The organism is Sorangium sp. So ce426, assembly GCF_051475585.1.
Taxonomy (GTDB): domain Bacteria; phylum Myxococcota_A; class Polyangia; order Polyangiales; family Polyangiaceae; genus Sorangium; species Sorangium cellulosum_B.
This window is the reverse complement of sequence record NZ_CP150341.1, coordinates 4,974,168-4,998,631: the sequence shown is the minus strand read 5'-3', so window position 1 is coordinate 4,998,631 and position 24,464 is coordinate 4,974,168. Positions and strand designations below refer to the sequence as shown.

The 24,464-nt window shown below is 70.0% G+C and carries 16 protein-coding genes; 8 read left to right on the top strand and 8 right to left on the bottom strand.

The window, feature by feature from the left end; translation table 11 throughout:
• Nucleotides 1-233: 233 nt before the first annotated feature.
• The gene (locus WMF44_RS18515) at nucleotides 234-1,841 is read left to right on the top strand and encodes an amidohydrolase family protein (protein ID WP_437300442.1); all 1,608 of its coding nucleotides are present in this window, start codon (nucleotides 234-236) and stop codon (nucleotides 1,839-1,841) included.
• On the opposite strand, the gene WMF44_RS18510 is transcribed toward WMF44_RS18515, so the two are convergent.
• The 3 genes from WMF44_RS18510 to WMF44_RS18500 all read right to left on the bottom strand — a co-directional run bounded on the left by WMF44_RS18510 (nucleotide 1,809) and on the right by WMF44_RS18500 (nucleotide 5,530).
• A complete protein-coding gene (locus tag WMF44_RS18510) occupies nucleotides 1,809-2,792 on the bottom strand; it encodes an asparaginase (protein ID WP_437300441.1) in 984 nt (327 codons plus the stop codon). The two genes, WMF44_RS18515 and WMF44_RS18510, sit on opposite strands and share 33 nt — an antisense overlap.
• Before the next feature lie 24 nt (nucleotides 2,793-2,816).
• Nucleotides 2,817-3,779 carry an SMP-30/gluconolactonase/LRE family protein gene (locus tag WMF44_RS18505; protein ID WP_437300440.1) on the bottom strand — a complete coding sequence of 321 codons (963 nt, stop codon included), beginning with the start codon at nucleotides 3,777-3,779 and terminating at the stop codon, nucleotides 2,817-2,819.
• A 128-nt stretch (nucleotides 3,780-3,907) separates the two neighbouring features.
• On the bottom strand, nucleotides 3,908-5,530 hold the full coding sequence (locus tag WMF44_RS18500; protein ID WP_437300439.1) for a DUF1552 domain-containing protein: 1,623 nt from the start codon (nucleotides 5,528-5,530) through the stop codon (nucleotides 3,908-3,910).
• A 714-nt stretch (nucleotides 5,531-6,244) separates the two neighbouring features.
• On the opposite strand from WMF44_RS18500, the gene WMF44_RS18495 reads away from it, so the two are divergent.
• The gene (locus WMF44_RS18495) at nucleotides 6,245-9,280 is read left to right on the top strand and encodes an SNF2-related protein (protein WP_437300438.1); all 3,036 of its coding nucleotides are present in this window, start codon (nucleotides 6,245-6,247) and stop codon (nucleotides 9,278-9,280) included.
• On the top strand, nucleotides 9,277-10,206 hold the full coding sequence (locus WMF44_RS18490; RefSeq protein ID WP_437300437.1) for an SWIM zinc finger family protein: 930 nt from the start codon (nucleotides 9,277-9,279) through the stop codon (nucleotides 10,204-10,206). The genes WMF44_RS18495 and WMF44_RS18490 overlap by 4 nt, the downstream gene beginning before the upstream one ends.
• Before the next feature lie 8 nt (nucleotides 10,207-10,214).
• Here the strand turns inward: WMF44_RS18490 and minE are convergent, their stop codons facing one another.
• Both minE and minD read right to left on the bottom strand, forming a co-directional pair.
• A complete protein-coding gene (gene minE / locus WMF44_RS18485; protein WP_437300436.1) occupies nucleotides 10,215-10,529 on the bottom strand; it encodes a cell division topological specificity factor MinE in 315 nt (104 codons plus the stop codon).
• 12 nt (nucleotides 10,530-10,541) lie between these two features.
• A complete protein-coding gene (gene minD, locus WMF44_RS18480) occupies nucleotides 10,542-11,369 on the bottom strand; it encodes a septum site-determining protein MinD (RefSeq protein ID WP_437300435.1) in 828 nt (275 codons plus the stop codon).
• A 723-nt stretch (nucleotides 11,370-12,092) separates the two neighbouring features.
• Between minD and WMF44_RS18475 the strand changes: the two genes are divergently transcribed.
• The 3 genes from WMF44_RS18475 to WMF44_RS18465 all read left to right on the top strand — a co-directional run bounded on the left by WMF44_RS18475 (nucleotide 12,093) and on the right by WMF44_RS18465 (nucleotide 15,646).
• A complete protein-coding gene (locus tag WMF44_RS18475) occupies nucleotides 12,093-13,283 on the top strand; it encodes a sugar ABC transporter substrate-binding protein (protein ID WP_437300434.1) in 1,191 nt (396 codons plus the stop codon).
• Nucleotides 13,284-13,359: 76 nt separating this feature from the next.
• Entirely contained in the window at nucleotides 13,360-13,797 is a 438-nt protein-coding gene (locus WMF44_RS18470; RefSeq protein ID WP_437300433.1) for an NADAR family protein, read from the top strand.
• A gap of 169 nt (nucleotides 13,798-13,966) precedes the next feature.
• A complete protein-coding gene (locus WMF44_RS18465; RefSeq protein WP_437300432.1) occupies nucleotides 13,967-15,646 on the top strand; it encodes a hypothetical protein in 1,680 nt (559 codons plus the stop codon).
• An 84-nt stretch (nucleotides 15,647-15,730) separates the two neighbouring features.
• On the opposite strand, the gene WMF44_RS18460 is transcribed toward WMF44_RS18465, so the two are convergent.
• The gene (locus tag WMF44_RS18460) at nucleotides 15,731-16,360 is read right to left on the bottom strand and encodes a hypothetical protein (RefSeq protein ID WP_437300431.1); all 630 of its coding nucleotides are present in this window, start codon (nucleotides 16,358-16,360) and stop codon (nucleotides 15,731-15,733) included.
• A gap of 142 nt (nucleotides 16,361-16,502) precedes the next feature.
• Here WMF44_RS18460 and WMF44_RS18455 point away from each other — a divergent pair, with 142 nt between their 5' ends.
• Nucleotides 16,503-17,477 carry a DUF4423 domain-containing protein gene (locus WMF44_RS18455; protein ID WP_437300430.1) on the top strand — a complete coding sequence of 325 codons (975 nt, stop codon included), beginning with the start codon at nucleotides 16,503-16,505 and terminating at the stop codon, nucleotides 17,475-17,477.
• Between the two features lie 70 nt (nucleotides 17,478-17,547).
• Here the strand turns inward: WMF44_RS18455 and WMF44_RS18450 are convergent, their stop codons facing one another.
• Entirely contained in the window at nucleotides 17,548-18,219 is a 672-nt protein-coding gene (locus WMF44_RS18450) for a cyclase family protein (protein WP_437300429.1), read from the bottom strand.
• 321 nt (nucleotides 18,220-18,540) lie between these two features.
• On the opposite strand from WMF44_RS18450, the gene WMF44_RS18445 reads away from it, so the two are divergent.
• Nucleotides 18,541-20,283 carry an ABC transporter substrate-binding protein gene (locus WMF44_RS18445; RefSeq protein WP_437301579.1) on the top strand — a complete coding sequence of 581 codons (1,743 nt, stop codon included), beginning with the start codon at nucleotides 18,541-18,543 and terminating at the stop codon, nucleotides 20,281-20,283.
• A gap of 47 nt (nucleotides 20,284-20,330) precedes the next feature.
• Here WMF44_RS18445 and WMF44_RS18440 read toward each other — a convergent pair whose 3' ends face one another.
• Entirely contained in the window at nucleotides 20,331-24,455 is a 4,125-nt protein-coding gene (locus tag WMF44_RS18440; protein ID WP_437300428.1) for an SUMF1/EgtB/PvdO family nonheme iron enzyme, read from the bottom strand.
• Between the last annotated feature and the right edge of the window lie 9 nt (nucleotides 24,456-24,464).

Below are 24,464 nucleotides of genomic sequence, written 5' to 3'. Positions count from 1 at the left end.
GCGCGACGAGGCGTCCGGGTGTTGCTGAGGAAGCAGCCGCGCTGAACCGCTGCTCGGATCCGAGCAGCGCGCGCGGCGAGCGCGCCGGAGGGGCGCCGAGATCCGCGGTCGAGAGCGCGAGACCCCCCGGCACCGGCGCCGGGGCACGCGTGTTGCAGCGAGCGGCGCGCCAGCACGGCCATCGACCATCCACCGGCGGCCTCGGTGCGCCCCTACCCTTCTCCGGAGTCTTCATGACCGACCGTATCGCTCGTCTCAAGGCCTCGCCCTCCGTGGCGGTCAAGGAAAAGCTCGATTACCCCGTCATCGACACGGACATCCACACCAACGATTACTCGCCGGCGCTCGAGGATTTCGTCGCCACGTACGGCGGCGCCAAGCTCGTCGACGATCTGCGCAAGGCGCTGAGCTCCCGCCGCCGCAACGCCGAGAACAGCAGCGGCAAGGACTGGTACAGCCAGACGCCCGAGGAGCGGCAGCACTACCGCACCGTCAGGTCGCCGTGGTGGGCGCGGGTGACGCGCAACACGCTGGACGTGGCCACGTACCACCTGCCGGAGCTGCTCGCCGAGCGCCTGGAGGAGCAAGGGTCCGACTACTCGGTCCTGTTCCCGAACAACACCCTCGCGCCGCTCGCCGTGAAGGACCCGGGCGCGCGGCAGGCGCTCCAGCGCGCGATCAACCACTACCACGCGGAGCTGTTTCGCAAGTACAGCGACCGCCTCACCCCGGTCGCCGGCATCCCGCTGAACACGCCCGAGGAGGGCATCGAAGAGCTGGAGTTCGCCGTCAAGAAGCTCGGGCTCAAGGCGATCAACATCGCGGGCGGCGTGCGCCGCCCCATCAAGGCCATCGCGGAGAAGTACCCTCCGGCGCACCACCCGGAGATCGCGAAGTACGCGACGTACATCGACTTCTACGGCATCGACAGCGAGTACGACTACGATCCTTTCTGGGCGAAGGTGGTCGAGCTTGGCGTGCCTGTCCTCACCCATTATGGGAGCCAGGGCTGGACGGGGCGCTCGTCGATCAGCAACTACATGAACAACCACGTCGGCCACTTCGCCGACGGCTCGGAGGCGTTCGCCAAGGCGCTGTTCTTCGGCGGCGTCACCCGCCGCTTCCCCGGGCTCCGCATCGGCATGCTCGAGGGCGGGGCGGACTGGGGCGCGCGGGTCTACATCCACCTGGTCGACCGGTTCCAGAAGCGCGGCCCGGAGGGCCTCAAGCACTACGACCCCGCGGCGACCGATCGCGCGCTCTTCACCGAGCTCTTCCGGCGGTACGGCGCGGATCTCGCAAAGCTTTCAAACGGGCGCTCCATCGAGGGTGAGCAGCTGATCGCCGACACGCTGGGCGCCGGGTACACGAGCGACGCCCGCCAGCCGGCGCCGGAGTACCGCAACGACTTCGAGGCCGCGGGCATCGAGAAGATCGAGGACATCCGCGATCGCTGGGTGAACAACTTCTTCTTCGGATCCGAGTCGGACGACCGCACCATCGCGGCCGCGTTCAACAACAAGGCGAACCCGCTCGGCGTGAAGATCAACGCCATCTACTCCTCCGACGTCGGCCACTGGGACGTCCCCGACCTGACCGAGGCGCTCGCGGAGAGCTGGAGTCTCGTGGAGGAGGGCGTCATCAGCGCCGAGGACTTCAAGGCGTACGTGTTCGAGAACCCGTACAAGCTCTACACCGAGGCCAACGCGAGCTTCTTCAAGGGCACGCGGGTCGAGGAGAAGCTGAAGCGCAAGGCATCGAGCAGCGCCGGCGACGAGCGGCGCGGCCCGGGCGCAAGGGGCGAGGGTCTACCCGGCAAGCCGGTCGAAATACGCGCGTAGCGCCGCCCCGTCGAGCCCCGCCCCGAGCGCGAACATCAGCGCGAGCCTCGCCTTGGGCCCCGAGAGCGCGCCCGCGGCGATCACCCCGAGGTCCCGGAGCCGCCGCCCGCCGCCGGGCGCGCCGTACGTCGGCGTGACCCGCCCGCCGGGGCAGCGCGAGCTCAGCACCACCGGCGTGCCGGCCTGCACCAGCGCGCCGATCGCCCCCTCCCAGCTCCCGCAGACGTTCCCCGCGCCCGAGCCCTCGATCACCACCCCGCGCGCCCCGGCATCCAGGATCGCGCGCAGCAGGAGATCGTCCATCCCGGACGCCATCTTGACGAGGTAGACCCGCGGCTCGGGCGGCGCGAGCGGCAGGGTCGGCGTCCTCGCGGGGCGCGCGTGGACGCGGACGCCCTCGCCGTCGACCCAGCCGAGCGGCCCCACGCCCGGCGAGGCGAACGTGCCGAGCGCGGTCGTGTGGGTCTTCATCACGCACCGGGCCGCGTGGAGCTCGTCGTTCAGCGCGACGAGCACGCCGAGCCCCCGCGCTGACGGCTCGACGGCGATCCGCGCGGCCGAGACGAGGTTGCGCGGGCCGTCGGTCCCCGCGGTGCTCGCGTCCCGCATCGCGCCGGTGAGCACCACCGGGGTGTCCCCGTCGAGCAGCAGATCCAGCGCGAACGCCGTCTCCTCGAGCGTGTCCGTGCCGTGGGTGACGACGGCGCCGGTCACCTCGGGATCGACCTGGAGATCGCGCACGGCGCGCGCGAGCGCCGCGATCCTGTCCGGGCCGAAGTTCCAGCTGCTCTCGAGGCAGAGCTCGGTGACCGCGATCTCGGCGATACGGCCGAGCGCGGGCACGTCGGCGACGAGCTCCTCCGCGCGGACGGCGGGCACGGCGGCGCCCGTCTTCGGATCGACGCGGCTCGCGATGGTGCCGCCGGTGGTGACGAGGTGAACGCGAGGCATGGATGGTTGTCTGCGTGAAGCCGATCACCGCATGTGCGAGAGCGGGAGCCCCGCGACGGGCGCGCGGAACGTGAGGAGGTGGGGCATCGCCAGCGACCCCATGTAACACGTGCGGAGATCGGGGCCGCCGAACGCGATGCTCGTGGGCAGCTGCAGCGTGTTTCCCGCGCAGGCGCCGAGGTCGGCCGGCTCGATGGTGCCGTTCCTCTGCTTCACGGTCATCGCCTCGAGGACGGCAGGGCGCGGATCCTCGAAGACGGTCTGGTAGCTGCCGTCGGGGAAGATGACCGCGAGGCCGTTGCGACAGACGGCCACCACCCAGATGTTGCCCTCGGCGTCGAAGGCGAAGCCATCCATGTACCCGCCGATGCCGAGGCTGTCGGGCCCGAACGGCTCGGGATCGCCGAGGCTGCCGTCGTCGCGCACCGGGAACCGGAGGAGGCGGCCGGGGACGGTCTCGACGGCGTACAGGAACCGCTCGTCGGCGTCGAGGCGCACCTCGTTCGTCAAGCTGAGGCCGTCGGCCACGATGCGGGCGCCCTTCTCGTCGACGAGCGCGATGTACCCGTCGCGGACGCCGCCCACGACCGCGGGCCACCACGGGAGATGCCGTGTCGTGACCGAGATCCAGAGGCGATCCCGCGAGTCGATGAAGCAGAAGTTCACCGCGCCGAGCGGCTTGCCGTCGATGGAGTCGAGGAGGACCTCGGACCGGCCGTCGCGGTGGAGCTTGTGGATCTTGCCGCCGGACATGCTGGCGACGATGAGGTTGCCCTGCCGATCCATCGCCATCCCGTTCGGCTCGGGCACCTCCGGGCCGAGGGTCGCCTGCCTGCCATCGGGCTCGATGCGCGTCGCGATGCCGCGAGCGTCCGAGGTCCAGAGCGTGCCGCCGGGCTCGACGATCACGCACTCCGGCCGGACAAGGCCTTGCCCGACGTACTCGATCCGAGACAGCTCGAGGGTGAAACCCCTGACAGATGACATCCAACGACCTCCCGGCACGGCGCCGCGCCGCGCCCGCTCGACGCGCGCGAGCATAACACCCCCTCGCCGACGGGGGCATCTCGTTCAGGCGCGCCGCCCCGGGCCGACAGGCTCGGGAACGCGACAGCTCAGGAGTTCGCCTTGAGCGCGGTGAACTCGCCTGGATCGTGGATGGTGGGGGGATTGACCCCGCCGCCGATGAAGTCCTCCGTCCGGTCGTACATGCCGTAGTGGGTCACCGGCGCCGAACCGCCCCGCGCCGGGAAGCCATCCGGGCCTGCCTTGACCCCGAGGGCGTTCATCAAGCTGCAGAAGTACTTGTTGATCGGCGCGTTGGCGAGCGACGGATCGGTCCCCGTCTCCTGGGACATCGCGTCGACCTTGTTCGACGTGCCCTCGGTACACGTGCCCTCGCTGTTGCCGGTCGTGAGATCGGGCGAGCCGTCATCGACGTTCACGGCCCAGCCGGTCTTGAAATAGCCGCCGGCGCTGCCGGCCTGGACGATCGGCAGGTTGTTGAGGTTGCGGGCGCAGCCGTCCGACACGTCCTGGAACCAGACGGCCGCGCAGCTGTCGAGCAGCGTCCCGTCGCCCTCCTCGATCCGGTCCAGCTGCTCGACGAGGTGGGCGAATTTCCTCGCATAGTAGTCGTCGATCGCGAGGAGCATGTCGATCGCACCGGGGACACAGGTGCCCGTCATGCCCGCATTGTCCAGGCGACGCGAGAGGCTGGCGCTCTCGTACGTCACGCCGAGCCCCTTGAAGACGTAGTTCCCGGGGTATTTCAGGAAGATGACGGGGTTCGCGTTGCACGCCGCCGCCAGCACGGCGAGGTTCGAACAGAGGTCCGCTCCGTCCAGCGTGTCCGAGATTCGCCGCGTCAGCTTGTCGTCGGCGCTCGGGGCCGTGCCCCACAGGCTGATGTTCTCTTGCGTCGCGCCGAGCGCCGTGGCGAGGGCCGTGTCGCACTGCGCAGAACCCACCACGTTTCCTGTCGCGTGGATGAGCTCCTTCCAGGCCGAGAGCTTCTGCTTGTCGGCACGGCTCATGTCGAACCGCTCGAGCCTCTGCAGATCATCCTTCACGATGTCGAGCACGCTCTTGCCGCGCATCGCCGCGTAGGTGTCCGGAGACGGCGGCTTCCCCGGCTCGAAGAGGCCCGTGAGGCTGCTGAAGAGCTGCGACGGGTTGAGGCCCCTGAAGAGGGTCTCGGCGGCGGAGTAGGAGATCGCCATCTGAGGGCTTTCATTCTGACCAGCCGTGGTCAAGAGCAACGGAGTGCCTTGCGGGCTGAGCTGTCGTGCGATGACGTGGTCCAGCGAGGGACCGGTCGGCATCGCGTTGAACTTCGTCGCGGCGTCGAAGCTGAACGGGTCGTCGCTGTTGGGAGTGACCGGGTGGCAAGTGAAGTACGACCCGACCACCTGCGTGTGCGGATCGTTCCCCTGCCCCCGCTCCATCGTCGCCGTCCACTCGTTCATCGCGCGGATGCCTCGAGGCATGAGGAGCTTGTCGACGTGAGGCGCCAGGTGCTTGAGCGTCGTCGACTGGAGGTCCGCGGCGGTGAGCGGGCCGTGCGACTTCTTCGGGAACCACCGCGTCGTGATGCAGCCATAGGGCGTGAACATCACGATCAGCCGCTTCGGCGGCGTGGCCGGCTGCGCCATCACGGAGCGGTCGAGGATCGAGCCGAGGAACGGCGCCGCGACGCAAGCTCCGCCCAGCCCCCGGAGGAAAATTCTTCGGTTCATGCGCTTTGACATGGTCGTATTTTTCCCGCCTCAATGAAGGCAAAACGCCCGGCTGCCACTCGGAACGCCCTCGGATGCCCGAGTTTGGCACGGATCCATCCCCCATAATCCCCGCGGGCCCGTGAACGTATTTGGAATTCGCTCGGCGGGGCGCGTTGGGCGAGCGGAAAGATGCCCCGCCGCTCGCCGCGCGACGCGGCAGCCCGACACGTCGCGGCAGTCCTCAGAGAGCGATCTTGGATCAGGGCGTCGGGGTGCCCTCGCAGTACTGCGCGGGTAAACAATTGCGCTTACCGCAGATGTCGGCATCTCGGTCACGCTCAGGGCACGAAGCCCGCCCCCTCCACCCCACCGGGCACGGCGAGCGGGCCGCCGAAGCGGACAACGTGACGGCCCGCCTCTCGCGCGGCGCGCGGGCGGCCCAGGCGCCCCTGCGCGCGCTCGGCGTCAACCGGCCGCTCGAGCTCGCCATGCTCCCGGCGCAGCACGCCGCAAGGGCCATTCCCTCGAGTCCCGATCTTTTTCCATGAGATGTTCTCCAACCCTCCCGATCAGAGGTTTCAAACAAATTCTGGCAATTCTCAGCCATGACACGCAATGGGCTAAACCCGTGATTCAGCGGGAGCGCTCCCGTCCGGCCCATCGCTTTTTTGGCTCACGACGCGTGAAGCCCCCTTTTCGCCGTCGCCGGCTGTGCAATGGATCTGCGCGTCGATGCCGCTCGTCTTTCTGCCAGGCGATCTCCGCTTCTTCCTCTGGGACGACACGGCCGTGGATCAGCTCGCGGCCCGGTCGCTCGGCGCGACGGCCCCGGCGGAGGCGGTCGTGGTCTCCGAGGCGGGCCGCGCCGGGAGGAGGGCTGGGCAGGCCGCGCCGCTCCTCGACGGCTTGGCCGCGCTCGCCAGCATGGCCCAGGACGACCTCGAGCGAGCGCCGCCGTCCGTCGCCACATGGAGCCTTGCGAGCAAGCTCGCGCTCGATCTCGTGGTGCGGGAGCGGGTCGTGCCCCGCGTGGTGCCGGCCGGCGCCACGCAGGGGCGCACGGAGGCCCGCTGGGCGGTGTCGCTCGCCGCCCCGGAGGACGCCGCGCGCGTCGCGGCGCTCGCCCGCGCCATGCCGCCGGCCGCGCACGCGGTGCCGGCGGGCGCGCACACCGCGCACGAGGGCCGCGGGCGCTCCCGGGCGCCCGCCGCCGCGGAGGTCTGGTCCGCCGAGGCCCTGCTGCGCGCCTTCCTGGACGCCGCGGCCGACGCGCTCGCGCGCGGCGCCGCCGCGGATCGTCCGGCGCGCGCGCCGCGTCCCGCGCGCGCCCCGTGGGAGCGCCGGCTGGTGCTCGCCCTGACGGGCCCGCGGCCCGCCTTCGCCGCGGAAGGGCTCGCCGAGCGCGCGCTCGTGGCCGATCTCGACGCGTGGGTCCGGCCCGCGCTCGGCGCGTGCGACGCGCTGCGCGCCTGCTTCCGGCTGGAGCTGCCCCAGGGCGACCGCGGCTTCGTGCTCCGCTTCCTGCTGCAGGCGACCGACGATCCCAGCCTGCTCGTGCCCGCCGCCGACGTGTGGAAGACCCAGGGGCGCACGCTGAAGGCGCTCGGGCGCGCGTTCTCCGGCGCCGAGGAGGTCCTCCTCGGCGCGCTCGGCGCCGCCGCGCGGCGCTTCGCGCCGATCGCCCGGGCCCTCGGCGAGGCGCGGCCGGAGCACGTGGACCTCGATCCCGCGGAGGCGTGGGACTTCCTCGCGCAGGCCGCGCCGGCGCTGGGCGAGGCCGGGTTCGGCGTGGTCGTGCCGGGCGAGCTCCTCGCCTCGGGGCAGCGCCGCCTGCGCCTCCGCATGCGCGTCGGCGCGGCGCGCCGCACCGCGGGCGTCGTCGCGGGCAGCGCCGGGCTCGGCCTCGACGAGGCGCTCGATTTCGCGTGGGAAGCGGCGCTCGGCGACGAGGCGCTCTCCGCGCGCGAGCTCGCCGCCCTCGCGCGGCAGAAATCGCCGCTCGTCCGGCACCGCGGGGCCTGGGTGGTCGTGGTCCCCGAGGAGCTCGCCGAGATAGCGCGGCGCCTCGAGGCCGGCGGCGGCCGCATTCCGGCGCGCGAGGCGCTGGAGGGCGCGCTCGCGGGCGAGACCCGCGTCGACGGCCTTGTCGTCCCCGTGGTCGCCGAGGGCGCGCTCGCGCGCGCGATGGAGCGGCTCCGCTCGGGCGCCGAGCGCGCCGCCGCGCCGCCCGCGGGGTTCGCGGGGACGCTGCGCCCGTACCAGGCGCGCGGCGTCGCCTGGCTGCAGACGATGGCGAGCCTCGGCCTGGGCGCCTGCCTGGCCGACGACATGGGCCTCGGCAAGACCGTCCAGCTGCTGGCGTTCCTCGTCGGCCGGCGCGCGGCGGCGCCCGAGGACGCGCGCCCGACGCTGCTCGTCGCCCCGACGTCGGTCTTCGGCAACTGGGAGCGGGAAGCGGCGCGCTTCGCCCCTGCCCTGCCCCTCGTGCGGCACTACGGCGAGGGGCGCGCCCGCTCGGCCGAGGAGCTCGCGTCGCGGGCGTCCGGCGCGAGCGAGCGGCCCGCCGAGGGCGGCGACGGCGGCGCGCGCCGCGCGGGAGGCGGGCTCGTCCTGACCACGTACGGCCTGCTCCGCCGCGACGCCGCGGCGCTCGCCGGCGTGGACTGGGCCGCTGTCGTGCTGGACGAGGCGCAGAACATCAAGAACACCTCGTCGCGCACCGCCCGCGCCGCGCGCGCGCTCCGCGCCCCGCACCGCGTCGCGCTGACCGGAACGCCCGTCGAGAACCGCCTCGCCGAGCTCTGGTCGATCCTCGAGTTCGCGAACCCCGGTCTGCTCGGCCCGCTCGAGGCGTTCCGGCGCGCCTACGCGGTGCCCATCGAGCGCTACGGCGACCGCAAGGCCGCAGAGCGGCTCCGGCGCGTCGCCGGGTCGTTCTTGCTGCGACGCGTCAAGAGCGATCCCGCCGTGCTCCAGGACCTTCCGCCGAAGGACGAGGCCAGGGTCTTCTGCACGCTCACGCGCGAGCAGGTGACGCTCTACCAGGCGGCGCTCGACGAGGCGATGCGCCGCATCGAGGAGGCCGAGGGCATCGAGCGGCGCGGGCTCGTGCTCTCGCTGCTGACGGTGCTCAAGCAGATCTGCAACCATCCGGCGCAGTGCCTCGGGGAGGCGGGGCCGCTCGCGGGCCGGTCCGGCAAGCTCGCGCGGCTCACCGAGATGCTCGAGGAGGCGCTCGCGGCGGGCGATCGCGCGCTCGTGTTCACGCAGTTCCGCGAGATGGGCGACCGGCTGGTCCGGCACCTCGCGCCGTCGCTCGACGCGGAGGTCCTCTTCCTGCACGGCGGCACGCCGAGGCTCGCGCGCGACGAGATGGTGGGGCGGTTCCAGGACGATCCGCGGGGGCCGCGCGTGTTCGTGCTCTCGCTGAAGGCCGGCGGCGCGGGGCTCAACCTGACGGCGGCGAGCCACGTGTTCCACTTCGATCGCTGGTGGAACCCCGCGGTCGAGGACCAGGCGACGGACCGCGCGCACCGGATCGGGCAGCGGCGCGCGGTGCAGGTCCACAAGCTCGTCTGCGCGGGCACCGTGGAGGAGAAGATCGACCGGATGCTGGAGCAGAAGCGCGATCTGGCGGCGCAGGTGGTGGGCCAGGGCGAGGCGTGGATCACCGAGCTCGACGACGCGGCGCTGCGCGAGCTGTTCGCGCTGTCGAGGGACGCCGTGACCGGCGCGGGCGAGCTGGACGACCGCGAGGAGCCGGAATGAGCCCGCCGGCGCGATGGGCGCCGTTCCCCCGGGAGGCCGGGCCGAAGCCGCCGCCGCCGGCGCGAGGCATCCGGATGAAGCGGGCCGGCGCGACCTGGTGGGGCAAGCGCTGGGTGGAGGCGCTGGAGCGGATGGCGCCCGACGACGCGGGCCGCCTCGCGCGCGGGCGCACGTACGCGCGCACGGGGAGGACGCACGATCTCACGGTGAAGCCCGGCCTCGTGACCGCGCGCGTGACCGGCTCGCAGCCGAGGCCGTACAAGGTGATCCTCACGATCGCGCGGCTCGACGACGCCACCTGGGCGAAGGTGATCGCCGCCATGGCGCAGCGGGCGAGCTTCGCGGCGGAGCTCCTCGCGGGCCAGATGCCGGAGGACATCGAGTCCGCGTTCCAGAGCGCCGGGACGAGCCTGTTCCCGGAGCGGCCGGAGGACCTCACCACGGCCTGCTCGTGCCCCGACATGGCGAACCCCTGCAAGCACGTCGCGGCGACGCACTACGTGCTCGGGGAGGCGTTCGACAAGGACCCCTTCCTGCTGTTCGAGCTGCGCGGGCGCACGCGCGAGCAGGTGATCGAGGCGATCCGCGCCGCGCGGGGCGCCCCCCCGCGCGCGCGGGCCAAGCGGGCGGGCGCCGGCAAAGGCGCCCCCTGCGCCGGAGGCGCGCCGGCGATCGCGACGGTGACGCCCGGCAAGATGGCGGCGAAGGACTACGACGCCTGGCGCGAGGCGCCGCCGGCGCTCGACGTGACGCTGGAGCCGCCCGCGGCGCACGCGGCGCTCCTGTCCCAGCTCGGCGCGCCGCCGGGCTGGACCGAGGAGCGCTCTCCGGCGGATCTCTTCGGACCGCTCCTCCGGGCGGCGTCGGAGCGGGCGCGGGAGATCGCGATGGCGGAGGGCGCGCCGCGGGGGCGAGGGCGCGGCTGAGCCGCGCGTCAGCAGTTCCGCGCGGCGGCGGCCCCCGCCCGGGACGCGGCGGCGCGCACGGCCGCCCGCTCCGACTCGGAGAGCACGACGTTCAGCTCGAGCACGTCGCAATCGCCGCTCCGCTCCACGTTCACGCTCACCTGGTCCAGGTCGATCCGCTCGTACTTCGAGATGACCTGGAGCAGCTCCTGCTTGAGCCGCGGAAGATAGTCCGGCTCGCCCGTCTGGCGCACGCGCTCGCGCGCCACGATGATCTGCAGGCGCTCCTTCGCCACGGTCGCCGACTTCGGCTGCGACCTACGGAAATAGTCCATGATCGACATGGCAGAACTCCCTCAGACGGTCGCCGCCTGGCCGCCAAAAATCCGGCTGAAGAACCCCTTCTTGGCCGGCTCCAGGAAGCGGTGGGGGCGGTCCGCGCCAAGGAAGCGCTGGACCACGTCGAGGTAGGCCTGCGCCGCGTCGCTCGTCGGATCGAGCACCACGGGCGTCCCGGCGTTCGACGCCTGGAGCACCGCCTGCGACTCCGGGATCACGCCGAGCAGCGGGATGCCGAGGAGCTCGAGCACGTCCTGGTGCGCCAGCATCTCGCCCTTGGCGACGCGCGCGGGCGCGTACCGCGTGAGCAAGAGGTGCGTCTTCACCGGCGCCTCGCCGAGCTCCGCCCTGCGGGTCTTCGCGTCCAGGAGGCCGAGCACGCGATCCGAGTCCCGCACCGAGGAGACCTCGGGGTTCGTCACCACGATCGCCTCGTCGGCGAAATACATCGCCATCTGCGCGCCCCACTCGATGCCCGCCGGCGAGTCGCAGAAGATGTACTCGAAGCCCGCGCCCCGCAGCTCGTCGAGGATGCGCCCGACGCCGTCGAGCGTGAGGGCGTCCTTGTCCCGCGTCTGCGACGCGGGGAGCACGTAGAGCGAATCGAGCCTCTTGTCGCGGATCACCGCCTGACGGAGCGTCGCCTCTCCGCGAATCACGTTGACGAGATCGTAGACCACGCGCCGCTCGCACCCCATCACGAGATCGAGGTTGCGGAGCCCCACGTCGAAGTCGATGGCGATCGTCTTGCAACCGACGGCCGCGATGCCGGACGCGAGGTTTGCGGTCGTGGTGGTCTTGCCGACTCCGCCTTTGCCCGAGGTGACGACGACTACCTTTGACACCAGAAACCTCCTTACGATGGTTCGAGAGACGTGGCCTGTCCTACGGCCGAGCCCACGCGGATGCCCGCCTCCCGGCGTTGAGGGGGCGGCGTCGACGTGATGGGAGCTCGGCGCCCACCCGATTCCATTGAGGCCGGGGACGCGCTCGACTGGGTACGTCATCGCGAACCGAACGAACAACTTTTTCGCGACGAAACTTGCAGCGTAACCCGGCCGTCGGTCTGGATCCAAGTTACCTACATGTAGGTGCTCCCTGCCGGCGGGCCGTCGTGCGTCGTGCCGCCGCTGCCCGACGCGTCGAAGCTCCCGTCGGTGAAGCAGTCGGCAACAACGGTCGCCCCGGCGCTGGCAAGCATTCTCCACCTCCTTCCGCGACGGACGGCGACCTGGCAGACACGCGCCGTCGGCGCGAGGCGAGGTGTGTAATCATGCTTCCAAGGCGCCCCTGCGCGTGGCGCCTTCAGCCGAGAGCTCCCACCTAGCCCTCACGCCACTCCTCATCGCCGCTTCTCCGCGCCTATTGACAGTCACTTCGTCGACGTCGTATCTCAAAATTGCAAACATGGGTTTCAGGACGCCCACGACGTTGCAATGCGCCCGTCGAACCGACATGGTGTTCGTTCATCGCAGATGTCGGCTCCACTGTATGGAGACCAGGATGCTGGTGGGACTCGCGTCCCAGATCTCGGCATCGTGCTCGCCGGCCGCCGAGGAGGGAATGTCATGAAGATGACAGGACGATGCTGGATGACGGCCCTCGGGCTCACGCTGATGACGGCGGCGTGCGCGGCAGAGGACGCCGCCCAGTCGGACAAGCCGACCGCGGAGATCACACAGATCAGGCGAGACCGGACTCCGGTCACCGAGTTCACGCCAACGGAGCTCGAGGCGAGGATCGACGACCTCGTGAAGGCGATCAACCAGAGTGGGCTCAAGCCGATCGAGATGGTGGTCCTGCTGAAGCACCTCTCCACCTTCTTCGAGCCGATCGCCACCGGCGCGAACCGAGCCATGGGGGAGCTCGAGGCCGTGGGGAACGTGCTCGGCCCCAGCACGCAGATGACCACGGACGACGGTACGGCGTCGCAGAACCTCCAGAATCAACAGATCGCGAACGCGATAGAGGATGGCGTCCAGGGCCTCGGCATATCGCCCTACGACGTCCTCAACGAGCCCTCCGTCAAGGAAGCCGTGAAGCAGAAGCTGCACGTGGTGACGTTCGACACCGATCTGAAGGACTCGGGGCGCACGCTCTACGTCGGGGCCATCCAGAAGGAAGCCGGCGCCAAGGCGGCGCAGGCCCTCCTCGATTCCAAGATCAAAGATGACGAAATCCCAGCCTTGCCCCCCCCGCCAGGGACAATCTTGGTCCACGGCGACGCGTCAACGCAGTGGTACGACGGGTCCCAGCGAACGTTCGGCGTCCTGGATGTGCTCGGGCAGACCGGTTACACGGCGCAGGTGGTCCAGGCCGTCTTCATCAACGGTCAGGAAGGCTATGACGTCGATCAGCTGAAGACCCAGATCCTGAACGCGAACCCGCCCGTCGTGGGCATGATCGGCGTGTTCAACATCTCGTATCGGTGCGTGATGGCCGCAGAAGACACCGGCAGGCTGGACATCCCCATCGTCACGTTCGACTTCGATCCGAAGACCGTCGAGTACATGCAGAAGAAGCGCATCAAGGCGACGGTCGTCCAGCGGCAGTACTACGAGGGGTACCTCGTGCCCTACATTCTCTATGGCATCCAGCACATCGGCCTCGAAGCGACGAAGCAGATCCTCGGTCCGCTCATGGTCGACGAGAAAGGGATGCCCGACGAGCACCGGGTGAACATCGGCGTCGACGTGGTTCCCGCGAACAAGTTCCAGGCCTACAACGACTTCCTCGACCAGATCGGCTCGATCCAGTAGCGGCGCCGTGGATGGCGGCGGGCTCGCGTCGAGGTTCCACCCCGGCGCCGCGGGGGCCGTGAGGTAGACTGAGCTCATGACCGTCATCCGCTTCTATCGCTCCGGCGACGCTCACGGGTTCTTCTCCAACTTCTCGCGCCACCCGGTCACGCTCAAAGGCAAGGTGTGGCCCACGAGCGAGCACTACTTCCAGGCCCAGAAGTTCCCCGGCACCGAGCACGAGGAGGTGATCCGCAACGCCTCCGGCCCCGGCGAGGCGGCCCGCATGGGCCGGCAGCGGAGCCGCCCGCTGCGCCCCGACTGGGAGCAGGTCAAAGACGATGTCATGCGCGAGGTGGTGCTGGCGAAGTTCACCCAGCACGAGGATCTCCGGCGCGCCCTGCTCGACACGGGGGACGCGGAGCTGGTCGAGCACACAGCGAACGACGCCTACTGGGCCGACGGCGGCGACGGGAGCGGGCGGAACATGCTGGGCATCATCCTGATGGAGGTCCGCGCGCAGCTGCGCCGCTGACGCGTGAGGGCGGCCCTCTCTCCCCGGACGGCCCTGGATCGCTGGCGATGAGCAGGGCGCGCGGGACGACCGGGGCACGCGCTTGCCGGCCGCTCAGGCGCTTTGGCGGAGACGCCTGCGCCGGTCGGGTGTACCACAGCGCACGTCCACGAGGAGAACCCCCCTGTCCATGCGCCTGGCGTTTCCCCGACTTGTCACCGTGGCCGGGCTGGTCGCGCTCGCGTCGTGCGGAGGGCCCCCCGCGGCGACGCCGCCGCGCTCGGCCGCGGCCCCGGCGCTCGCGGGGACCGCGCCGCCAGCGGGCCCCGAGATGCCGCGAAGCGTGGAGTCGCTCGTCGACGTCATCCCCGGCGACGCGGTGCTGGTCGCGAGCGTCCCGCAGGCCGGCGCGCTCCTCGCCGGCGCTGCGCCGGTCCTCCGGGAGGATCTCCTCGCGGAGGTCACGGCGGTCCTGGCGCGCCAGCCCGGCCTGAGCCCTGACCTCGCCCGAGATCTGATGGCATCGTTCGACGGCGCCACGGTGTTCGTCGGGGGCGAGGCGGCTCCGCGCGACTCCCTGGGGGCGCTCGTCGAGCGTGGCTGCGTGGCGGCGCGGTTCCGCGACGGCGCCCCGGTCGAGCGGCTGCTGAAGGAGCTGCCGCGCGAGGCCGGCGAGGGCCGGTTCGCGCTCCGAGGCGACGAGGACGACGTGATCGCCCACGGCGCGTGGCTCGCCGAGGCGCGGGTCGCCCTCGTCTGCGCCCGGCCGGAGCCGCTGTCGAGGGCCCTGCGCGTCGCGGGCCAGCGCGAGCCGTCGTTCAAGACGTCCGCGCTCTTCCAGGCCGAGCGCGCGAAGGATCCCTGGCTCGCGATCGACCTCCACCGGGTACAAGGCGGCGGCGCGGCCGGCCCCGAGCCCGGCTCGCGGCTCTTCATCGCCCTTCCCATCAGCCAGGACGCGCCCGGGCTCCGCGTGGAGCTCGAGCTTTACGGGCCGGAAGTTCCCGCGCTCGGCACGGTGCTCGCGGCGACGGACCATGCCGCCGTGGCGAAGCTGCCCCAGGGAGCGCTCGTGACGTTCGGGCTGTCCCTTCAGCGGTCGCCGGGAAAGACGGTGAGCGACGTCCTCGGCGCCTTCGACCGGTTCGCCGGCGAGCCTGCCGCGGCGTCGGCTGCGGCCGCGCTCGCCGAGGTGGGGCTCGAGCTCGGCGATGTGGACAGGGCGCTCGGCGGCGAGGCCGCTGTCGGGATCTACCGCGATCCGAAGCACAAGCTCGGCCTCGCAGGCGCCGGGCGCGCCGAGGTGCTCAGGCACGGCGCCGTGCTGATCGCGCTGGCGACAGCGGATGAGGCAGCGCAAAAGAAGGTGTTCGGCGCGGTCGCCGCGCACATGAAGCGGACATCGAAGAAGCTCAAGGCCAAGCCCGGGTCGCTCGCGCAAGATCTCGATGACGGCAACGAGCTGAGGGCCGAGACCCGGCCTGGGTTCGTCCTGATCGGCGCGGGCGACCGCAGGTACCTCGCCCAGGTCGCCGCGCGCTTCGGGAAGGACAAGGAATCGCTGGCCGCGACCCCGTCGTTCGCCGAGGCCCGGGCGCTCGCGAAGGGCGCCTCGCATCTGCAGGTGTACATCGACCGTCAGGCGTTCGCGGGCCTGCTCGAGGGCCCTGTGGCGGCGAGCTTCGGCGCGCTCGGCGCATCACCGACGCTGGTCTCGCTCGCGCTCGCGCCGAGCGACCGCGGGCTGGATCTCACGCTGAGCGGCCATGGCGGGGTCGAGATCCTCGGCGCGAGCGCCGCGCTCGCCGTCGCCGGCGTCAGGCGTTACATCAACGCCGCGAAGGCAGCGGCGGCGGACCAGCCGGAGTAACGCGCCGGCGCCGCGCCTGATGCTCATCCTCAGGGACAGCCATGCTCCACCGCAGATGGCTGTCGTGCGACCGAGGCTTCGCGCTCAGAACTCCGCCACGTGGAACGATTGCACGCCGACCGCCCCGAGCGGTCCGCTCCCTCTGACGAACTCGCCGAGCCCCTCGATCTGGCCTTCGGCGGCGCTGCTGCTCAGCGTGCCGCTCAGGTAGAGGAAGACCTCCCTGAACTCCGCGGTATCGACCTCGGTGACCTCGTAGGAGCCTTGCAGCGCGGAAGAGGAGAGCTCGATCGCGTGCTCGAACCAGGCGGCGTCGGCCTGCGTGGCCCGGAGCGTGACCTCGAACGACTCGTCGAACGCGCCGTCTTCCGTCGAGAAGGCCATCGGGACATCGATCTGCAGGTGCTCGACGCAGCCGATGTCCGGCCCCACTCCGCTCCCGTCCATTGATCCCACGAAGCGCGCGGCGACGATCTCGCCCACGGAGAGCGTCGCTGTTGTGCTGCCGCCCTTCGCCCAGGTGAGCGGGGCGGAGCGCTCTCCGGAGGCGACGGAGAGCACCTCTCGCGCAGAGAAGCCCAGCGGGGAGACGTCGTCGGCGCCGATGTCCTCCCCACCCTTCCCCTCACACCCTTCGTCGTAGACTCCGCCGATCTGGCCGCTCTTCGGGCTGCCGCCGACGCCATCGACGCACCCGAAGAGCCCAACGCTCATCACTGCCCCACCAAACCAAGAAAGCCAGCGCCGCTCGCTCATGTTCAAGACCTCCTGCGGCCTACCTTGCGTTCGTCGCCGGCGCGACGCCAGGTCAGTTTCGCACATTCCATAGGGCAAAAAGGCCTCCCCATGTGCGAATATGCGATACGTGGACCATGAATCCCTTGCAAAAGAGCTGATCCGCGCCCTCCGCGGCCGGCGCTCGCAGCTGGCCTTCAGCCGCCGGCTCGGCTTCCGCACCAACGTCGTCTACACGTGGGAGTCCGGAAGGCGCTGGCCGACCGCGGCCACGTTCCTCGTCGCCGCGCGGCGCGCGGGGGTCGACGTCGTGGCGGCGGTGAGGCGCTTTTTTCCGTCGCTGCCCGCGTGGCTCGCGCGCGCCGATCCAGCGTCGGCCGAGGGCGTAGCGGCGCTCCTCTCGGAGATGCGCTCCATGTCGCCCATCGTCGACGTGGCGCGGCGCGCGGGCAGGAGCCGCTACGCTGTCGCGCGCTGGCTCTCGGGCGAGGCCGAGCCACGGCTGCCCGACTTCCTGCGGATGGTCGAGGCCTGCTCGCTGCGCCTGCTCGATTTCGTGGCGCTCTTCGCCGACCCGGCCGTGCTCCCGGCGGCGAGCGCGGCGTGGCGCACGCTCGAGGCCCAGCGCCGCGCCGTCTACGAGGAGCCGCTGCTACCCGCCGTCCTGCTCGCGCTGGAGCTGCCCGCTTACCGGGCGCTAGCGCGCCACGAGCCGGGGTGGATCGCGCGGCGGCTCGGGTTCCCCGTCGAGGACGAGGCGCGCTGCCTGGATCGGCTCGCGGAGGCCGGCCAGATCCGGAGGAGCCGCGGGCGGTGGAGCGTCGCGCCGATCCGGACGGTGGACACGCGCCCGGATCCGGACGCGGAGCACCGGCTCAAGTGCTTCTGGGCCGGCGTCGGGCTGGCGCGGCTCACGCGCAAGGCCGAGGGGCGCTTCTCGTTCAACGTCTTCACGGTCTCCGCGGCCGATCTCGAGAAGCTCTCCGAGCTCCACGTGAGCTATTTCCAGAACATGCGCGCGGTGATCGCAGAATCGCGGCCGCCCGAGCGCGTCGTCGCCGTGAACCTGCAGCTCTTCCCGCTCGACGGAGGCTGAGCCGGCTGCGGACACCGCGGCGCCGCGACGCCGCGCGCTCACCGAGCTTCCACCGAGCCGCCCGCGCGGCTCATACGATGGCGAACGCCCGGACCGGGAACGTGCCGAAGGCGCGGACCTTCACCGGGACGGCGAAGAGGCGGGCTCCGGCGGCGGGGAGCTTGTCGAGCCCGGTCATGTGCTCGCAGATCGGGATGTCCGCTCCGAGCAGGAGGGAGTGGACTGGCCGCGCGGGATCGTCCGTGTCGTCGATATTGTAGGTGTCGACGCCCACGAACACGGCGCCTGCGCCGGCCAGGAGCCGCGCCGCGTCCCGCGTGAGGTACGGGTGTCCTTCGAAATAGCGGTCTGTGCGCCAGTGTTCGCTCCAGCCCGTGCGCACGAGGACGGCCTTCCCGGCGAGATCGAGCCCGTCGAAGGCGTCGGCGTCAATCGCTCTGCCGGACCGGCCCCGCGCCTCGACCACCACGCTCTCCAGATCGGCCAGCGATTCGAGCGGCAAGCCGGCGAGATCCTTGCCGTTCGCATAGCGATGAAACGGGCTGTCCACGTAGGTGCCCGTGTTGGCGACCATGTCGATTCGGCCGATGTGGAATTCGACGCCTTCCGCGTAAACGCCGCGGGACTGCTCGCGCGAGAGGAAATCGCAGACGACGGGCGCCGGCACGCCCTTGTACGTCGTCATGCCGTGCTCGACGGTGTGGCTCAGGTCGACGAAGGTGCGTGAGACGGGGGTGGTCACGGTCGGCTCCTCGGAAGGGGCTCCGCGCGGCGGAGCGTCCTGTGCGCCCGGTCGGGGCCCCGAGCCGCCGCCAGTTTCGCGAGAGGGCGCGAGGAGATCCAGAAATCGGGCGCGAGCCGGTCGAGTTGACATGTGCTCACATGCGCCGATAGAGTGCGAGCGCGGCGATACCTGGCCCGATGCTTCACGGGGACGAGCGTCGAGCATGCGTGCCTCGGCGGGGGGCCGGGCGTCGTCGCTGGAGTGGTCACGGGAACGGAGCGTCGCGGGGGGGTCGAGATCGCCCGCGTGGAGAGGTGGATGTCTGCGATGAGTCGAACCATGCCGCGCCGCGCGTTCGTCCTGTCGGCGCTGCTGCTGTCCACCTGCGCCGCGGCGGGCTGTCGTTCGAAGAATGGCAGCGAGAACCCGTCCGCCGCTCCGGAGCGGGCGGCGGCGCCGGGGGGGTCGGCGCAGCAGGCGGCGGCCGCCTCCGCGCAGCAGCCTCCGCCGAAGCGGGCCGCGGTGGTCACGATCGCGAGGGAGCAGCAGGCCACCTGGGTGCGCAACTTCAACCCCCTGCTCCCCGAGGGGAGCGCGCGCTTCCCGACGGTCGCCGGCATCTACGAGCCGATGCTCGTCTACAACACGATGCGGAGCGATTACACGCCGTGGCTCGCGACGAGCTACGCGTGGAGCGACGCGAACAAGAAGCTCACCTTCACGACCCGCTCCGGCGTCACGTGGTCGGACGGACAGGCGTTCACGGCGAGGGACGTCGCGTTCACGTTCGCGCTCATCAAGAAGCACACGGCGCTCGATCTCGCCGGGGTGTGGCGGTTCCTCGGCGCCGTGACGGCGATCGACGACGCCACCGTCGAGTTCACGCTGCGGCGGCCCTATGTCCCCGGGCTCAGCTACATCGGCCACCAGCCGATCGTGCCGGAGCACGTGTGGAAGGGCATCGTCGATCCGGTCACGTTCGCGAACGAGAACCCCGTGGCGACAGGGCCCTTCACCGAGGTGAGGGTCTTCCAGAACCAGGTGTACGAGCTCGGCAAGAACCCGCGCTACTGGCAGGAGGGCAAGCCGGCGGTCGACGGGCTGCGCTTCCCGGCGTATCCGAGCAACGACCAGGTCACCCTGGCGCTCGTCAACGGCGAGATCGACTGGGCGGGCGCGTTCGTGCCGGACATCGAGCGGGTCTTCGTCGCCAAGGATCCGGCCCATCATCATTACTGGTTCCCGCTCGTCGGGGGCACCGCCACGCTGTACCCGAACGCCACGAAGAAGCCGTTCGACGACGTGCGCGTGCGCAAGGCCATCAGCATGGCGATCGACCGCGAGCAGATCGTCAAGCTCGCCGCGGACAACTACACCCATGGCGCGGACGCGACGGGGCTGGACGACTCCTACGAGCGGTTTCGCAACGAGAAGGCGGTGGAGGCGGGGGACTGGGTGAAGTTCGATCCGCAGCGGGCGAACCAGATCCTCGACGAGGCGGGCTATCCGAGGGGCGCGGACGGGATCCGGACGAGGCTCGGCAAGCCGATGCACTTCGAGATCAACGTCGTCAGCGGCTGGTCCGACTGGGTCCGCGCGGTCCAGATCATCACGCAGAACCTGGAGAGCGTGGGTATCGCCGCGTCGATGAAGACCTACGACTTCAGCGCGTTCTACGCGGCGCTGCAGAAGGGCCTGTTCGATCTGTCGATGGGCTGGACGAGCGTCGAGCCCACGCCGTACAATTTCTACCGCGATCTGATGAGCGCGGATCTCGTGAAGCCGCTCGGCGAGATGGCGCCGCGCAACTGGCACCGTTTCGGCGCCAGGGAGGCCGACGTGCTGTTCCATGCGTTCGAGTCCGCGACGGCCCCTGCCGATCAGAAGCGCATCCTGGACGGGCTGCAGATGATCTTCGTGCAGGCCGCGCCGGTGATCCCGCTCTTCAACAACCCGTCGTGGGGCGAATACAGCACGAAGCGGTTCACCGGCTTCCCGACGATGGAGAACCCGTACGCGAAGCTGACGCCGAACAACCCGCCGGAGTACCTGCTCGTCCTGACCGAGCTCCGCCCCAGGTGAGAGCGGATTGCCCGGGGGGCGCCACGGGGGTTCCTTCCGGGTAAGCGTCAGGGCGGGGGATCGAGCACCAGGCGGAAGCCGCTCGCAAATGGCGACTCTTCGGCGCTCGCGCCTGTCCGGAATGCACATTGAAGGGCCATGCTCGCCGGGACGTGCCCAATGCCACCTCGCAAGACCGCCCTCCAGCTCGGCGGAATCACGCCTCCATGGTTCTTCGCCTTGTCGGTCAGACGCTCACCGTATGGATCCGAGAAGAGCGAGTCGCACCACTGTGCCGCGCTTCCCACCAGATCGACCACCCCTGCGATGGGTGGGAAAAGTCCGATGCAGTCGTGGAGTATCGGCTTTTCGATACCGGACCAACCACGACCCGTCCTGTCATGACTCGCTGCCGGCATCAATGCGCCCCAGGGATAGAGGTTGCCGCCATCTGCCCGGACCACGTACTCCCACTCGGACTCCGTCGGCAGGCGAACGACGCGACCGTCCGTCCGATGTGCAGTGCGCCAGGCGCAATAAGCAAGCGCTTCATAGATCGAGACCCCGAAGATCGGCCCCTTCCAGGTGTTCCCAGCGCTCCGCAAGAGCTTTGTAAGATTCTGAGAAGACTGACCACGGATCTTGCGCGGGGCGTGGGGCCAGAAGCGCTTATCGACAAATTCTTTGGAGTCCAGGAACTCGAGGTACTCGCGGCTGCTCACCGGCGCCCAGGCCATGGCGAACGGCGCGACCGTCGTCTTTCGCAGCGGGCTCCCGATCTTCTTCGCGATGAGATCCCCCAACCCGTCGCCGAGAATCACCTCTCCACCCGGGAAGCTGATCCACCGCTCCGCCCGCAACCTGGGGTCACCGTGACGCAGATCGAGCCGAGCGAGGCCCGACAGGACCAACCGTCGGTCTCGCAACGACCACGTCGTGCTGTCTCGCTCGTAGGTCTGAGCAGTCTGCGCGACCAGGTGCTCAAAGTCGATGCCAGGGAACATCTCCCGGCTCTCGATCATTCCTGCGGCGACCAGGCCGAGCAGGCGTCCGCGCGCCTCGGCGTGCTCCTGCGCAAGCTCAGCCATTCGACCCGCGAGTAACTGAGCCTTCTCCGGCGTGCCCAGCGCCCTGGGCAGGAGGCGGATCACATCTTCCCAAAAGGGATCGCTCAGCCGTTGCCTCGCCCAGAGTTCGTCGACCATGTCGCGCACCGTGCGATCCCGCTGGGCCAGCTCGCTCGCGGACAGGTACTCGCGGAAGAGACGATGCCAGAAGCGGATCTGCTCTTCATCTCCGCTGGGCTCGAACCGGAGGAGACCCGTGTGCTCAGCGATCCACTGGAGGTGGCGGCTCGCTCGCAGATCCGGCTGGGCCTCCCCCACGGGCAACGTCTGACGCAGCTCGACGAGCGCTCGAGCCTCCGGCCAGCTCTGCGCGCCTTCCTCCTGCATCGCGAGCGCGATCCGTTGGAGCAGCCGCTTCTTCGCAGCTTCGTCCAGTTGCCAGCCGTGGTCCGGATCCTCCGAGCGACGCGAACGGCAGAGATCGTCTACCAGGAGCTGGCAGAGCCGGCCGCGATCGTCGGGCAGGGTTCGGTGCTTCTCGTAGATCAGACATACCGCCGTGAGCATGAGCGGGTTGGACGTGAGCGACGGCTCGTCGAGGCGCTCGCCGCTCAGGCTTTCCACGGCGGTCTGAAGCCCGGTCGTGAACAAGTCATTCTTGCGGCGGTGGCGGCTCCAGCGGACACAGAAGCTCCCCATCTGTTCGCGGCTGAGAGGGGCAACGTGGACGACCCCGAAGCCGCCGAAGCGGAGATCGCCCGTATATGCCGCGGACCGCGTCGTGAGGAGGAGCCTCGTGCCCGGGAAGCACTCTGGCTTGCCCACACATCGGAGCAGGTCGAGCACGCGCCGCCGCTGCTCGGCGTTGGCAATCTCGTCGAGCGCGTCGATCAGCAAATAATAGCGCCCCTGCTCCAGTCCCTCGCGAATGGCGGCTGCGCTCGGGTGCTCGTGCCCGCCCTTGGTGAGCTCCTCACCGATCGCGGTGAGGAGCGCGTCGAGCCCGCGGTTGAGATCTTGCTTTGCCAGCCTCGTTGCCTCCACGATGATGGGAACGGGCAGTCGTCCGGACGGGATCCGCAGGGCATCGAGATCGATATTCTTCTCCAGATCGCCTGCGCGGCCCAGGCAGGCGGCGCCGAGCGACGCGGCGATCCGTGTGATGAAGACGGTCTTGCCCGCGCCAGGGGCGCCAACGACGGCGAGCCGAGGAAAGTCGGCGCACGAAGCCCAGCGGGCGAGCGGAACTCGCGCCTCTGTCGCATCCTCGAGCAACGGCTTGTTACGCTCGCCCTCCTCGCCCCGCCGGGGCTTCCCGTCGGCACCGCACACCCAGCCCTCGGCCACGCCGTCGAGCGCCGTGTAGAGCTCCGGAGCGTACGGCTCGTCGCGCGGAACGGAATCGAGCAGGTAGGAGCGGCTCGCGGCGGTACGGCCGCCGCGCCACACCTCGACCGAGTACCCAAGGTAGGCCCGCTCCCACGATTTCAGGCCGCGATCGGGCCCCGTCCCGCGCCTGGCGATGGCCGAGTTCACAAAAGCGCCCACCTTCTCGGGCAGCTCGGAGGGGTCGGCGAACTTCTGTGCTGCGCCGAGCGATGCGCGGAAAGCCTCGACCTTGTCGAGCGCCAGCCGCTCCGTCAGCCGGTAGGGCGGCCAGTCGCCCTCGGGATCGGACAGGAATGCCACGCGCCGATCCGCCGGGGCGCGCGCCCAGACGGACGCGATCTTCCCGTCCTCCCAGCATTGAGCTTGAAAGAGGATGATCTGATCGAAGCACGAGGGATCGACCGCTGGGTCGGCCGGCCCTTCGGAGACCTCCACGCCAAGCGCGCGCTCCAGGTAGGCCATGACATTCGCACACGCGGGCGTGAGGTCGGCATCGGTGGCCAGCAGGAGCACGCGAAAGCGTCGCGAGTCACGCGATGAGGCTACCTTGGACTCCGGGGTGGCGAGCGGCTCATCGGACGCGGGCAGCGAGGCGGGCGCTGTCACGGCGGGCACGACGACCTTCGTGACGAGCTCTCGGTGGAGCTTGATCGTCTCCGGGCAGGTTGCGTTGTGGCTGTTTTCGTCGAGCTGACAGTGGTCGTGATCGGGTACAAATTGCCATCGCCCGCCCTCCGGCCGCGGAGCCCTGCGCGGCCACAGCCGGAGCTCGCCCTCATTGCCCTTCAACGCGACCTTTCCTATGGCATAGCCGAAACGGCGGTCGGCCTCGCCACCTTCCCACGTTTCCTCGCCGAAGAGCGACAGCCCCTGCCAGTACCGCGCGGGTGCCCCGCCACCGATCGAGAGCATCCTGTAGCCCGTCTCGTGCATGTGGCCGTAAAGGTGCATTGCAAACTGGCCATGAAGGATACGATCGAGCTCCCCCTGCGCCTCTGCGCACAGCCAGTCTGCGGGGTGGTGCGTAAGCAGCAGGCATAGGTGGTGCTCTCGCACCCACTCCGGCCCAGATTTCCCGCATGCCTCGTCGAACTGACGATGATCCAGGGCGAGGCGCCCCTTGTAGTCGCCGCCGGCGAGCTGAAGGAACGCGCTGTTCAAGCCGACAATCCCGACCTTTGCGCCGTCCTTCTCGACCGTCGCAGCGAAGTCGCCCGGCAGGGGCCCCGCGTGAATCGTGAGCGAGGCTGGCATGGTTGCTCGACGAGTGTTCCACCATATCTGATAGTCGCCGAAGGCGCGATTGACGATCGTCCGCAGGCGACCTGCCGGCTCGTTCCAGAATCGATGGCGATACTTGGCGCGCTCCGGCTTTGCCCACTCTGCGAGCAGATCCAGCTCTAATTCGAGTTCCTTGTCGGCCGGGTTCTTCTCGGGATTCGGTCGCTGAAGATCATGATTCCCCGGGACGGCGAGCAGGGCGATTGGGTGCCTTGGTTGTAGCTGTTCAAACAGGCGCCAGAGCTTGGCCAAAAAGCCATCGAGCTGGTCAAACTGCTCCTTCGTCCCCCGATCGGTGAGATCGCCAGTAAAGAGCACGGCGTCCCAAGGGCCTGCGTACGGATGCCGGCTGCGAAGATCCTCGAAAATTTTGTGCTCCCAGTCGCTCCACCAGCGCTTCTGAGACTCCATCCCTCGGTGCAGATCCGTAAAGTGCAGCCAGCCAAACGTCGTCATCGATACCTC